A 12,598-nucleotide genomic window follows, 5' to 3' on the forward strand; every position below is an offset into this window, starting at 1 on the left:
CGCCCCCCCCCGCCCCGCCCCCCCCCCCTCCCCCGCCCCCCCCCCCCCCCCCCCCCCCCCCCCCCCCCCCCCCCCCCCCCCCCCCCCCCCCCGCGGCCGGTACGCCGCCGCACGACCTCGCCACTGCGCCGCTGCGCCTCCGCACGACCTCGCCGCCGCGCCGCCGTGCGGCGGGGGTGGTTGGGTGTCGCAGGACCGGGGCGAGCGCCCCGCGGGAGGAGGGCGAGACGATGAGCAGCACGGCGAGCACGCGCAGCGACCTGGCACGGCTGGTGCTGCGACTGGGCGTGGGTGGCACCCTGGCCGCCCACGGGGCGCAGAAGCTGTTCGGGGCCTTCGGCGGGCCCGGTCTGGAGGGCACCCGCGGCGCCATGCACGCCATGGGCTTCCGCCCCAGCGGGCGCAGCGCGCTGCTGGCGGGGCTGAGCGAGACGGGCGGCGGGGCGCTGCTGGCCCTGGGCCTGGCGACCCCGGCCGCCGGCGCGACCGCCGCGGCGACCATGGCGGCCGCGGCCACCGTGCACGCCCCCAACGGCTTCTGGTCCACCTCCGGCGGGCTGGAGTACCCGGCGGTGCTGGCGCTGGCCAGCACGGCGCTGGCCGTCTCGGGCCCGGGGCGCCTGTCCCTGGACCACGCCCTGGGCCACGCGCTGAACCGGCCCTGGATGCCGGCGGTCGCGCTGCTGGCCGCCGGCGCGGGCGCGGCGCTGACCATCCGCCAGCGGCAGGCGACCGTGGCCGCGGACGCGTCGGCGCAGGGGTCGGCGAGCACCTCCGGCGACTCCCCCGACGAGCCCGTCGCGTCCTGACGGCCCCCGCCCCCCGAGGTCCCGGCGGAGGCCGGGGCCCTCGCGGGCCCTCAGGGGGCCGGCAGCAGGCGCAGCTCCAGGGAGTCCACCCGCTGGGCCACCACGTCGGAGGCGCCGAGCAGGTGCCCGGCGCGGGCGGTCAGCTCGTCGAGCGCGGGGCGGTCCAGGCCCGGGGCCACCCCCAGCACCAGGCGCAGCTCCGCACCGCTCGCCGCCTCCAGCCGCACCCCCCGCACGGCCGGCACGGCGGACAGCGCCTCGGCCACCGCCGCCTCCACGACGCCGTCGAAGGGGGCCGGCACCCACTCGCGCTCCTGCGCGAGCGCCCACAGCGCCGTGCGGCGCACCACGAAGCGCACCGGGCCGGCGGGGTCGAGCACGAGCACCTCGCAGCCCTCCTGCACCCCCGACAGGGCCGCGCGCGCGGCGGCCACCGGCACCGGCCGGGCGTCGGAGCGCCAGGCGGCCAGGGCCGCCAGGTCGGTGAACAGCGGCAGGCCGCGCCGCCCGTCCGGCTGCGTCAGCAGGGCCAACGCCATGTCGGCGCTCTTGTCCCCCGCCGGGCCGGCCGCGACGACGTCGCGCTCGCCCAGGACGGCCACGACGGGCGCGAAGACGCGCGCGGCGGCCAGCTGGGCCACCACGCGCGCCTCCGCGCGCAGCAGGTCCGCAGCGCCGGCGCCGGCGCCGCGCGCGGCGCTCCACTCGCCCAGCGCGCGCTGCAGGCCGGGGGCGCGACGGCCCTCGTCGCCGGTGAAGGGGTTGGGCAGCAGGGTCCGCCCTGCCCAGGGCACCCCGGCGGAGTCGGCACCGCCGGCGCCCGGCTCCCCCGGCTCCCCGGGCTCCCCGGGCTCCCCGGGCTCCCCGGGCTCGCCGGGCTCGCCGGGTGCGCCCAGCGGGCCGGTCAGGGCCGGCCCGCCACGTCCAGCGCCTGCGGCAGGGTGAAGGCGCCGGCGTACAGGGCCTTGCCGACGATGGCGCCCTCGACGCCGACCTCCACGAGCTCGCGCAGCACGCGCAGGTCCTCCAGGCTGGAGACGCCGCCGGAGGCGACGACGGGGGCGGAGGTGCGCGCGCACACCTCGCGCAGCAGCTCGGTGTTCGGCCCGCGCAGGGTGCCGTCCTTGGTGACGTCGGTGACGACGTAGCGCGCGCAGCCGTCGGCGTCCAGGCGCGCCAGCACGTCCCACAGGTCCCCGCCCTCGCGGGTCCAGCCGCGCGCGGCCAGCGTGGTGCCGCGCACGTCCAGGCCCACCGCGACGCGGTCGCCGTGGCGGGCGATGGCCGAGCGGGTCCAGGCCGGGTCCTCCAGGGCGGCGGTGCCGAGGTTGACGCGGCGGCAGCCGGTGGCCAGGGCCGCCTCCAGGGAGGCATCGTCGCGGATGCCGCCGGAGAGCTCCACGGCCACGTCCAGGCGCCCGACGACCTCGGCGAGCAGGTCGCGGTTGGAGCCGCGCCCGAAGGCGGCGTCGAGGTCGACGAGGTGGATCCACTCGGCACCGGCCTCCTGCCACGCGAGGGCGGCGTCCAGGGGGGAGCCGTAGAAGGTCTCGCTGCCGGCCTCGCCCTGCACGAGGCGGACGGCCTGGCCGTCGGCGACGTCGACGGCGGGCAGGAGCTCGAGCCGCGGGGCGGCGGGGGTGGCGCTGGTCACGGGCGGGCAGTCTACGAGCCGGCGCGGCTCAGCCCAGCGAGGCCACCCAGTTGCGCAGCAGCTGCGCCCCGGCGTCGCCGGACTTCTCGGGGTGGAACTGCGTGGCCGACAGCGGGCCGTTCTCCACGGCGGCCACGAAGCGCGCGCCGTGCTCGGCCCACGTCACGCGCGGCGCCTGCACGCGACCGCCGGTGGTGTCGACCAGGTCGAAGCGCTGCACGGCGTAGGAGTGCACGAAGTAGAAGCGCTCGTGCTCCACGCCGTCGAAGAGCACCGAGCCCGCCGGCGGCTGCACCGGCGTCCAGCCCATGTGTGGCACGACCTGCGCGGGCAGGCGCTCGACGGTGCCGGGCCACTGGCCCAGCCCTTCCGCCACGCCGCCGCCGGGCTCGGTGGAGGTCTCGAACATCACCTGCAGGCCCACGCAGATGCCCAGGACGGGCCGGCCGCCGGCCAGGCGCTTGTCGACGATGCCGGCGCCGTCGATGGCCCGCAGACCGGCGTTGACGGCGGCGAAGGCGCCCACGCCGGGCACGAGCAGCCCGTCGGCCTCCAGCGCGGCGCCCCTGTCGGCGGTCAGCTCGACGTCGGCGCCCACCCGCTCCAGGGCGCGCACGGCCGAGCGCACGTTGCCGAAGCCGTAGTCGAGGACGACGACCCTCCTGCTCACAGCGCCCCCTTCGTGGACGGCACGCCCTGCACGCGCGGGTCCGGCTCGACGGCGTAGCGCAGCGCGCGGGCGAGCGCCTTGAACTGCGCCTCGACGACGTGGTGCGGGTCGCGCCCGGCCAGGACGCGCACGTGCAGCGCGATCTGCGCGTGGAAGGCGAAGCTCTCCAGCACGTGGCGGGTCAGCGAGCCGGTGAAGTGCCCGCCGATCAGGTGCAGCTCCTGCCCGGGCGGCTCGCCGGTGTGCACGCAGTAGGGACGGCCGGAGACGTCGACGACGACGTGCGCGAGCGCCTCGTCCAGCGGGACGGTGGCGTCGGCGAAGCGGCGGATGCCGCGCTTGTCGCCCAGCGCCTGGCGGAACGCCTGGCCGAGCACGATGGCGGTGTCCTCGACCGTGTGGTGCACGTCGACGTGGGTGTCGCCCTTGGCGCGGACGGTGAGGTCCACCAGCGAGTGCTTGCCCAGCGCGGTGAGCACGTGGTCGTAGAACGGCACCGTGGTGTCGATCTCGGTGCGCCCGGTGCCGTCGAGGTCGAGCTCGACCAGGACGCTGGACTCGGACGTGCTGCGCTCCACGCGCGCGGTGCGGCTCACTTCTCCTCCTCGTCGACCTCGGTCAGCGCCTGCCGGAACGCCGCCATCTCCGCCGCTGTTCCGACGCTCACCCGCAGCCAGCCCTCCGGGCCCGTCTCGCGGATGAGCACCCCGCGCTCCAGCAGCCCCCGCCACACCGCGTGCCGGTCGGCGAAGGTGCCGAAGAGCACGAAGTTGGCGTCGGACTCGGCGACCTCGTGCCCCCGGCCCCGCAGCCACTGCACGGTCTCGTCGCGCCGGGCGCGCAGCTCGGCGACGGTGGACAGCAGGGTGGCGGAGTGCTTCAGCGCGGCGCGCGCGACGGCCTGCGTGACCGCCGAGAGGTGGTACGGCAGGCGCACGATGCGCAGCGCGTCGACGAGCGCGGGGGCCGCGGCCAGGTAGCCCACGCGCGCGCCGGCCAGGGAGAACGCCTTGCTCATGGTGCGCGAGACGGCGAGGTTGCCGTGGGCGGGCAGCAGCTCCAGCGCGCTGGGCACCCCGGCGCGGCGGAACTCGCCGTACGCCTCGTCGACGACGACGACCGCCGGGCGCGGCAGGGCGTCCACGGCGTCGAGGACCGCCTCGACCGTGCTCAGCGGCAGCGCGGTGCCGGTGGGGTTGTTGGGGCTGGCCAGCAGCACCACGGAGGGGCGGTGCTCGGCGACCTGCGCGCGCGCGTGCTCGACGTCGAGGGTGAAGTCCTGCGCGCGGCGGCCGGCGACCCAGCGGGTGAGGGTGTCGCGGGCGTACTCCGGGTACATCGAGTACGTCGGCGCGAAGCTCAGCGCGGTGCGGCCCGGGCCGCCGAAGGCCTGCAGCACGTGCAGCATGACCTCGTTGGAGCCGTTGGCGGCCCACACCTGCTCGGGCGCGAGGTCGGCGCCGGACTCCAGGCGCAGGTACGCGGCGAGGTCGGCGCGCAGGTCGAGGAACTCGCGGTCCGGGTAGCGGTTCAGGCCGGTGGCCGCGCGCGCGACGGCGTCGGCGATGTCGGCGACGACCTCGGGGGCCACCGGGTACGGGTTCTCGTTGACGTTGAGCACCACCGGCACCTGCAGCTGCGGCGCGCCGTAGGGGTGCTCACCGCGCAGGTCCTCGCGCAGCGGCAGGTCCTCCAGGGCGGTGGCCCTGCTCGGCGGTCGGGCGGTTCCGGTGCTCACGGCGCCATCCTCCCAGAACGCCGGGTCCGCGCGGGACGCTCAGGGGCGCCGCGGGCCCGTCGCGCCGGGCCCGTCCGGGCCGTCCTCGCCGGAGCCGTCCGCGCCCGGGCCGGCGTCGCGGCGGAAGAGCTTCCAGAAGGCGCCGATGCGGCTGCCCTCGCCGCCCTGCGCGGCGCCGGCGGCCCGCGCGGGGTCGACGCGGCCGAGCACGAGCTGCTGCACCTGGTCGGGCCACACCGACAGCAGCAGCCCCGGGCGCGGGTCGGTGCCGCGCTCGCCGGCGGTCCAGCTCTGCCCCTCGATGGAGTCCTCGCCCACCGTCAGCAGCAGCACCTCCGCGCGGCGCACCGCCTGCGACAGGGCCCGCGCGTCCCGCTCGCCCGTGGTGGGGTCCTCGGTGACCAGGACGCAGCCGACGCCGCGCACCGGCACGACGTGGGCGCGCACCCCGGCCACCGTGCACACCTCGGCGAGCTTGCGCGCGTCGGCCACCGGCACGACGAGCACCGAGCGCACCGGCCGCGCGGGGCCGAACTCGCGCTCGAAGGCGGCGTCGAAGTCGAAGTCCTCGCCCAGGCCCTCGCCCAGGTCCTCGCCCGGGTCCTCCCCCGGCTCCCCGCCGGGTCGCTCGCCGGGTCCGTCGCCGGGTCGCTCGCCGGGCTCGCCGGGCCGGCTCACGCGAACCTCGCGGTGACGGCCCGCCCGTGCGCGGGCAGGTCCTCGGACTCGGCCAGCGCCACGACGTGCTCGGCGACCTCGCGCAGCGCGGCCTCGTCGTAGTCGACGACGTGCACGCCGCGCAGGAAGGTCTGCACGCCCAGGCCGCCGGCGTGCGAAGCGGTGCCGCCGGTGGGCAGGACGTGGTTGGAGCCGGCGCAGTAGTCGCCCAGCGAGACGGGCGAGTGGGGGCCGACGAAGACGGCGCCGGCGTTGCGCACCCGGGCGGCGACCGCGCGCGCGTCGGCGGTCTGCACCTCCAGGTGCTCGGCGGCGTAGGCGTCCACCACGGCCAGGCCGGCGTCGACGTCGTCGACCAGGACGACGCCGGACTGGCTGCCGGCCAGGGCCTCGGCGATGCGGGCGGCGTGCTTGGCCGCGGGCACCAGCTCGGCCAGGGCGGCGTCGACGGCGTCGGCCAGCGCCTCGGAGGGGGTCACGAGCACGGCGGCGGCCAGCGGGTCGTGCTCGGCCTGGCTGACGAGGTCGGCCGCGACGTGGCGCGGGTCGGCGGTGTCGTCGGCGAGCACGGCGATCTCGGTGGGACCCGCCTCGGAGTCGATGCCCACCACGCCCTGCACGTAGCGCTTGGCGGAGGCGACGTAGATGTTGCCCGGGCCGGTGACCACGTCGACCGGGGCGACGACGACCTCGCCGTCGGCGTCGCGCGCGCCGTAGGCGAACATCGCCACCGCCTGCGCCCCGCCGACGGCGTAGACCTCCTCCACGCCCAGCAGCTCGCACGCCGCCAGGACGGCCGGGTGCGGCAGGCCGCCGTGGTCGCGCTGCGCCGGGCTGGTCACGGCGATCGAGGCCACCCCGGCCTCCTGGGCGGGCACGACGTTCATCACGACGCTGGAGGGGTACACCGCCCGCCCGCCCGGCACGTACAGCCCCACGCGCGCCACCGGCACCCAGCGCTCGGTGACGGTGCCGCCGTCGGCCAGGCGGGTGGTGGTGTCCGGCCGGCGCTGGTCGGCGTGCACGAGGCGGGCGCGGCGCGCGCTCTCCTCCAGGGCCGCGCGCACCTGCGGGTCTAGGCCGGCCAGCGCCTCGCGCAGCGCCTCGCGGGGCACGCGCACGTGCGTCAGCCGCACGCCCTCGAAGCGCTCGGTCAGCTCCAGCAGGGCGGCGGTGCCGCGGGCGCGCACGTCCTCGCAGATGGGCGCGACGGTGGCCAGCGCGGCGGCCACGTCGACCCCGGCGCGCGGGAGCACCGCGCGCAGGGCCACCGCGTCGAGGGTGCGCCCGCGCAGGTCGGTGCGGCGCAGCGCGCGGAGGGTGCCCGCGGCGGCTGCCGGGGCGTCGGGCTGGGCGGCGGGGGTCACAGCAGAAGTGTACGGACGGCGGTGCCGCCCGGGACCGGGCCCGCCGGCGGCCCTAGACTCCGGCGCGTGCCCCAGCGCCTGCCCCTCTTCCCCCTCGGCAGCGTGCTCTTCCCCGGCCTGGTCCTGCCGCTGAACGTCTTCGAGCCGCGCTACCGGCGCCTCGTGCAGGACCTCGTCGCGGAGGAGCGCGAGGGTCTCAAGGGCTTCGGCGTGGTGGCCATCCGCGCCGGCCACGAGGTGGGCGAGGGCGGCGCGCTGGCCCTGCACGACGTCGGCTGCGTGGCGCTGCTGCGCGAGGTCACCGAGCTCGAGGACGGGCGCTACGAGATCGTCACCGTGGGGGCCACGCGCTTCCGCCTGCTCGGCCTGGACGACGAGGCCGGCACCCCGTACCTGACGGGCCTGGTCGAGCCGTACGGCGAGGACGAGGACGACGAGGACGACGCCGAGGACGCGCCGGTGCCCGCGGACGTGGCGGCGCTGGCCGCCGCTGTCGAGCGCCGCTTCGCCGAGTACCGCGAGCAGCTGGGCATCGGCGGCGCCACCGCCCCGGCCGACCCCTCGGTCCTGTCGTACCTGGTGGCCGCCGCCGCGGTCCTGCCGCTGGCCGAGCGCCAGCGGCTGCTGGAGGCGCCCGACACCCGCGCGCGGCTGCGCGAGGAGCTGGCCCTGCTCAAGCGCGAGAGCGCCCTCATCGCCGCGCTGGGCACCGTGCCGGCCTCGGAGCTGCCCGGCGGACGGCCCAACCCCAACTAGCGGCCCGACCCCGACCAGGGGCCCGACCCCGACCCGAGGCCCCGACCCCCGGAGGACCAGCGTGGCCAGGAACCGCGGACCGCGCGCGGAGGCGGGCACGCCCGCGCTGCGCCTGCTCGCCGAGCGCGGCACCCCCCACACCGTGCACCCGTACCCGCACGAGGCGGGCACCACCGCCTACGGCGAGGAGGCCGTGCGGGCGTTGCGCGCGGCCGGCGTGGACGTCAGCGGCGAGCGCGTCCTGAAGACGCTGCTGGCCGACGTCGACGGCCGCCTCGTGGTCGCCGTGGTGCCGGTGGCCTCGCAGCTGGACCTGAAGGCGCTGGCCGCCGCCGCCGGCGGCAGGGCGGCGGCCATGGCCGACCCCGCCCGCGCGCAGCGCTCCAGCGGGTACGTGCTCGGCGGCATCAGCCCGCTCGGCCAGCGCACGGCGCTGCCGACCCTCGTCGACGAGTCCGCCGCCCGGTTCCCCACCGTCCTGGTCAGCGCCGGGCGGCGCGGGCTGCAGGTGGAGCTGGCGCCGCAGGACCTGCTGGCGGCCACCGGCGGGCGCTGCGCGCGCATCGCCCGCGCCTGACGCTCGACCTCGCCCGACCGCGCCCGACCGCGCCCGGCGCGACCGCGCCCGGCGCCGCGCTCAGCGCTCGGCGCGCACCCAGTCGGCCAGCGCCCCGGCGAGCGTCACCAGCGCCACCAGCGCGGCCACGACCAGCGGCTGCACGAGCACCACCGACCAGGCGTGCACCGACACGTGCGCGGCCTCGCCCGGGTCCGCCGGCGGCAGGACCCCGGCGACCGCGACGGTCAGCAGCGCCCCCGAGAGGGCACCGGCCAGCGCGGCGAGCAGCACGAGGACGGGGCGCTCGCCGGCGCGGCGCAGCACCACCACGGCGGCCACTGCCCCCGCCAGGGCGGTCAGGACCGCGAAGGAGCCGTCGCGCGCGACGGGGTACTGGGCGGCGGAGGTCAGCACCGGCTCGCCGACCAGCGCAGCCGAGGGCCGGCGCGCCAGCGCCCACCACAGCACGCCCAGCAGCGCGCCGCCGGCGGCCTGCCCCACCAGCAGGGCCAGCGGCAGGCGCGTCCCCGGCGCCCGGGCGGAGCCGTCCGGCGCGGGCGGGGCGGTCGGGCCCGGCCTCACACCAGGCACGTCGGGCCGAGCAGGGCCTTGAGGTCGCCGAAGAGGGCCGGGCTGGGCGTCACGCGCAGCGCGTCGTCCAGGCGCATGAGGGTGCCCGAGCCCCCGCCGGCGCGCGTCAGGCGCAGGCGCACCTCGGTGGTGCCCGGGTGGGTGGTCAGCACGTCGCGCAGGCGCTCGACCACCGGCGGGGTGCACCGGGCGGTGGGCAGCGAGACGGTCACCGGCATCCCGTCGGTGGCGCTGACGTCGGGCACCTGCAGCTCGGAGGCGTAGATCGTGGGCACCTCGTCGCGGCGGTTCAGGCGCCCCTTGACGACCACCACGAGGTCCTCGGCGAGCAGCGGGGCGACCGTGAGGTAGGCCTGCGGGAAGAACAGGCACTCGATGGCGCCCTCGAGGTCCTCCACCGTGACGATGGCCCACTGGTTGCCCTGCTTGGTCATCTTGCGCTGCAGGCTCGTGATCATCCCGGCCACGGTGATCTGGGAGCCGTCCGGGCGCGAGTCGTCCGCCGTCAGCGAGGCGATGGAGCAGTCCGAGGCGTTGGCCAGCAGGTGCTCCAGGCCGAAGAGCGGGTGGTCGGAGACGTACAGGCCCAGCATCTGCCGCTCGTGCGCGAGCAGCTCGCCCTTCTCCCACTCGGGCAGGTCGGGGATCTCCACGGTGAAGCCGCCGCCGTCGGCGCCGTCGTCCCCGCCGCCCAGGCCGGCGAACAGGTCGAACTGGCCGATGGCCTCGTTGCGCTTGACGTCCACGACGGCGTCGACGGCGTCCTCGTGCTTGGCCACCAGGGCGCGGCGGCGGTGCCCCAGGGAGTCGAAGGCGCCCGCCTTGATGAGCGATTCGATGGTGCGCTTGTTGCACACCACCGCCGGGACCTTCGTGAGGAAATCGGTGAACGACTCGTAGCGGCCGCGCTCCTCGCGCGCGGCGACGACCGCGTCGACGACGTTGGCGCCGACGTTGCGGATCGCCGTGAGCCCGAAGCGGATGTCGTGACCGACCGGGGTGAAGTTCGCGCTGGACTCGTTCACGTCCGGCGGCAGCACCCGGATGCCCATGCGGCGGCACTCGTTGAGGTACAGCGCCGACTTGTCCTTGTCGTCGCGCACGCTGGTGAGCACCGCGGCCATGTACTCGGCCGGGTAGTTCGCCTTCAGGTAGGCCGTCCAGTAGGACACCAGCCCGTAGGCGGCCGAGTGCGCCTTGTTGAAGGCGTAGTCGGAGAAGGGCACGAGGATGTCCCACAGCGCCTTGACGGCGGCGGCGGAGAACCCGTTCTCCTTCATGCCGGCCTCGAACCCGACGTACTCCGCGTCGAGGACCTCGCGCTTCTTCTTGCCCATCGCGCGGCGCAGCAGGTCGGCCTTGCCCAGGGTGTAACCGGCGACCTTCTGCGCGATCGACATGACCTGCTCCTGGTACACGATCAGGCCGTAGGTCGTGGAGAGGATCTCCTTCAGCGGCTCCTCGAGCTCCGGGTGGATCGGGGTGATCTCCTGCTGGCCGTTCTTGCGCAGCGCGTAGGCGGTGTGCGAGCCGGCGCCCATGGGCCCGGGGCGGTACAGCGCGCCGACGGCGGAGATGTCCTCGAAGTTGTCCGGGCGCATCAGCCGCAGCAGCGAGCGCATCGGGCCGCCGTCGAACTGGAAGACGCCCAGGGTGTCGCCGCGCCCGAGCAGCTCGTAGGTCGCCGGGTCGGTCAGCTCCAGGGACTCCAGGTCCACCGGGTCCTTGCCGTTGAGCTCGACGTTCTTCAGCGCGTCGTCGAGGATCGTGAGGTTACGCAGGCCCAGGAAGTCCATCTTGACCAGCCCGAGCGTCTCGCACGTCGGGTAGTCGAACTGGGTGATGATCGCGCCGTCGGCCTCGCGCTTCATGATCGGGATGAGGTCGATCAGCGGGTCCGAGGACATGATGACGCCGGCGGCGTGCACGCCCCACTGGCGCTTGAGCCCCTCCAGGCCGCGCGCGGTGTCGACGACGCGCACGACCTCGGGGTCGCTCTTGTACAGCTCGCGGAACTCCCCGGCCTCGGAGTAGCGCTTGTGGGCCGGGTCGAAGATGCCCGAGAGCGGGATGTCCTTGCCCATCACGGCCGGCGGCATCGTCTTGGTGATGCGCTCGCCCATGGCGAAGGGGAACCCCAGCACGCGCGAGGAGTCCTTCACGGCCTGCTTGGCCTTGATGGTGCCGTAGGTGACGATCTGGGCGACGCGGTCGGTGCCGTACTTCTCCACGACGTACTGGATGACCTCGCCGCGCCGGCGCTCGTCGAAGTCGACGTCGAAGTCGGGCATCGACATGCGCTCGGGGTTCAGGAAGCGCTCGAAGAACAGCCCGTGCCGCAACGGGTCCAGGTCGGTGATCTTCATGGCGTAGGCGGCCATCGAGCCGGCGCCGGAACCGCGGCCCGGGCCGACGCGGATGCCGTTGGCCTTGGACCAGTTGATGAAGTCGGCGACGACGAGGAAGTAGCCGGCGTACCCCTTGGAGGTGATGACCTCGATCTCGTAGTCGGCCTGCTTGCGCACGTCGTCGGGGATGCCGCCCGGGTAGCGGTGCGCCAGCCCGCTCCAGACCTCCTTGACGAACCAGCTCTCCTCGTCCTCGCCGGGCGGGCAGGGGAAGCGCGGCATGTAGGCGCCGGTGGACTCGGTGAACTCCACCTCGCAGCGCTCGGCGATGAGCAGGGTGTTGTCGCACGCCTCGGGGTGGTCGCGCCACAGGTGGCGCATCTCCGCCGGGCTCTTGAGGTAGAACTCGTCGGCGTCGAACTTGAACCGCTTGGGGTCCGCCAGCGTCGAGCCGGACTGCACGCACAGCAGCGCCGCGTGCGCCTGGGCGTCCTCGGCGCGCGTGTAGTGCAGGTCGTTGGTGGCGATCAGCGGCAGGTCGAGGTCCTTGGCGAGCTTGAGCAGGTCGTCCTGCACGCGCCGCTCGATGTCCAGGCCGTGGTCCATCAGCTCGCAGAAGAAGTTGCCCGCGCCGAAGATGTCGCGGAACTCCGCCGCCGCCGCCCGCGCCTCGTCGTACTGGCCCAGCCGCAGGCGCGTCTGCACCTCCCCCGAGGGGCAGCCGGTCGTGGCGATCAGGCCCTGCGCGTAGGTGCTCAGCAGCTCGCGGTCCATGCGCGGCTTGTAGAGGAAGCCCTCCAGGGAGGCCAGCGAGCTCATCTTGAAGAGGTTGTGCATGCCGGCGGTGTTCTCGGCCAGCATCGTCATGTGGGTGTACGAGCCCGCGCCCGAGACGTCGTCGCCCGGGCGCGAGGACTGGTCGCCCCACTTCACGCGCGTCTTGTCCTGGCGCGCGGTGCCCGGCGTCAGGTACGCCTCCACGCCGATGATCGGCTTCACGCCGTGCTTCCTGGCGCTCTTCCAGAAGTCGTAGGCGCCGAAGACGAAGCCGTGGTCGGTGGTGGCCACCGCGGGCATCCCCATCGCGGCGGCCTCGCGGAAGAGGTCGTCGACCTTCGCCGCACCGTCGAGCATCGAGTACTCGGTGTGCACGTGCAGGTGGGCGAACGAGTCGGCGGATGCCATGGTCTGGCGCCTCCTGGAGCGGTGCGGCGGGTGGTGCGGCCTCGATGGTAGGCGCCGCCGGGGACAGTGGCGGTCAGCCTCGCCGACGACCCCGGCGGCCGGGTCGCACCCCGCGGCGCCCGAGCCCGCGACGCCCCGCGCGCACGGTCCGGCGCGCCGTGGTCCCGACGGGTGGTCCTGCTCGCCCGGACGGGTGCCGGCGGGCGGCGGCGGGCGCCGACCGGCGCGCGCTGCTGCCACCGT

General features: G+C 76.1%; 12 protein-coding genes. 3 read left to right on the plus strand and 9 right to left on the minus strand.

Features of this window, described 5'->3' with window-relative positions; all coding sequences use genetic code 11:
• Positions 1-230 precede the first annotated feature (230 nt).
• Positions 231-809: a DoxX family protein gene (locus tag ACRYMN_RS13950; protein WP_432496163.1), complete on the plus strand. Its 579-nt coding sequence runs from the start codon at positions 231-233 to the stop codon at positions 807-809.
• A gap of 50 nt (positions 810-859) precedes the next feature.
• Here ACRYMN_RS13950 and ACRYMN_RS13955 read toward each other — a convergent pair whose 3' ends face one another.
• From ACRYMN_RS13955 to hisD, 7 genes are all read right to left on the minus strand, one after another.
• Positions 860-1,603: an SseB family protein gene (locus ACRYMN_RS13955; RefSeq protein ID WP_432496166.1), complete on the minus strand. Its 744-nt coding sequence runs from the start codon at positions 1,601-1,603 to the stop codon at positions 860-862.
• A 110-nt stretch (positions 1,604-1,713) separates the two neighbouring features.
• A complete protein-coding gene (gene priA / locus ACRYMN_RS13960; RefSeq protein WP_432496169.1) occupies positions 1,714-2,463 on the minus strand; it encodes a bifunctional 1-(5-phosphoribosyl)-5-((5-phosphoribosylamino)methylideneamino)imidazole-4-carboxamide isomerase/phosphoribosylanthranilate isomerase PriA in 750 nt (249 codons plus the stop codon).
• A gap of 28 nt (positions 2,464-2,491) precedes the next feature.
• A complete protein-coding gene (hisH, locus tag ACRYMN_RS13965; RefSeq protein ID WP_432496172.1) occupies positions 2,492-3,133 on the minus strand; it encodes an imidazole glycerol phosphate synthase subunit HisH in 642 nt (213 codons plus the stop codon).
• Entirely contained in the window at positions 3,130-3,729 is a 600-nt protein-coding gene (gene hisB / locus ACRYMN_RS13970) for an imidazoleglycerol-phosphate dehydratase HisB (protein ID WP_432496175.1), read from the minus strand. Before hisB ends, hisH begins: the two co-directional genes overlap by 4 nt.
• Complete coding sequence (locus ACRYMN_RS13975) at positions 3,726-4,871, minus strand: histidinol-phosphate transaminase (protein WP_432496177.1); 1,146 nt, start codon at positions 4,869-4,871, stop codon at positions 3,726-3,728. The genes hisB and ACRYMN_RS13975 overlap by 4 nt, the downstream gene beginning before the upstream one ends.
• A gap of 39 nt (positions 4,872-4,910) precedes the next feature.
• On the minus strand, positions 4,911-5,549 hold the full coding sequence (locus ACRYMN_RS13980; protein WP_432496180.1) for a hypothetical protein: 639 nt from the start codon (positions 5,547-5,549) through the stop codon (positions 4,911-4,913).
• Positions 5,546-6,859 (minus strand): histidinol dehydrogenase, encoded by a 1,314-nt coding sequence (gene hisD, locus ACRYMN_RS13985; RefSeq protein ID WP_432496256.1) that lies wholly within the window; start codon positions 6,857-6,859, stop codon positions 5,546-5,548. Before hisD ends, ACRYMN_RS13980 begins: the two co-directional genes overlap by 4 nt.
• Positions 6,860-6,982: 123 nt before the next feature.
• Between hisD and ACRYMN_RS13990 the strand changes: the two genes are divergently transcribed.
• A complete protein-coding gene (locus tag ACRYMN_RS13990; protein WP_432496182.1) occupies positions 6,983-7,672 on the plus strand; it encodes an LON peptidase substrate-binding domain-containing protein in 690 nt (229 codons plus the stop codon).
• Between the two features lie 61 nt (positions 7,673-7,733).
• On the plus strand, positions 7,734-8,249 hold the full coding sequence (gene ybaK / locus ACRYMN_RS13995; RefSeq protein WP_432496185.1) for a Cys-tRNA(Pro) deacylase: 516 nt from the start codon (positions 7,734-7,736) through the stop codon (positions 8,247-8,249).
• A gap of 60 nt (positions 8,250-8,309) precedes the next feature.
• On the opposite strand, the gene ACRYMN_RS14000 is transcribed toward ybaK, so the two are convergent.
• The gene (locus tag ACRYMN_RS14000) at positions 8,310-8,813 is read right to left on the minus strand and encodes a hypothetical protein (protein ID WP_432496187.1); all 504 of its coding nucleotides are present in this window, start codon (positions 8,811-8,813) and stop codon (positions 8,310-8,312) included.
• Complete coding sequence (gene dnaE, locus ACRYMN_RS14005) at positions 8,810-12,355, minus strand: DNA polymerase III subunit alpha (protein ID WP_432496190.1); 3,546 nt, start codon at positions 12,353-12,355, stop codon at positions 8,810-8,812. Before dnaE ends, ACRYMN_RS14000 begins: the two co-directional genes overlap by 4 nt.
• Positions 12,356-12,598 lie beyond the last annotated feature (243 nt).

The organism is Kineococcus gypseus (assembly GCF_050871305.1).
GTDB lineage: Bacteria > Actinomycetota > Actinomycetes > Actinomycetales > Kineococcaceae > Kineococcus > Kineococcus gypseus.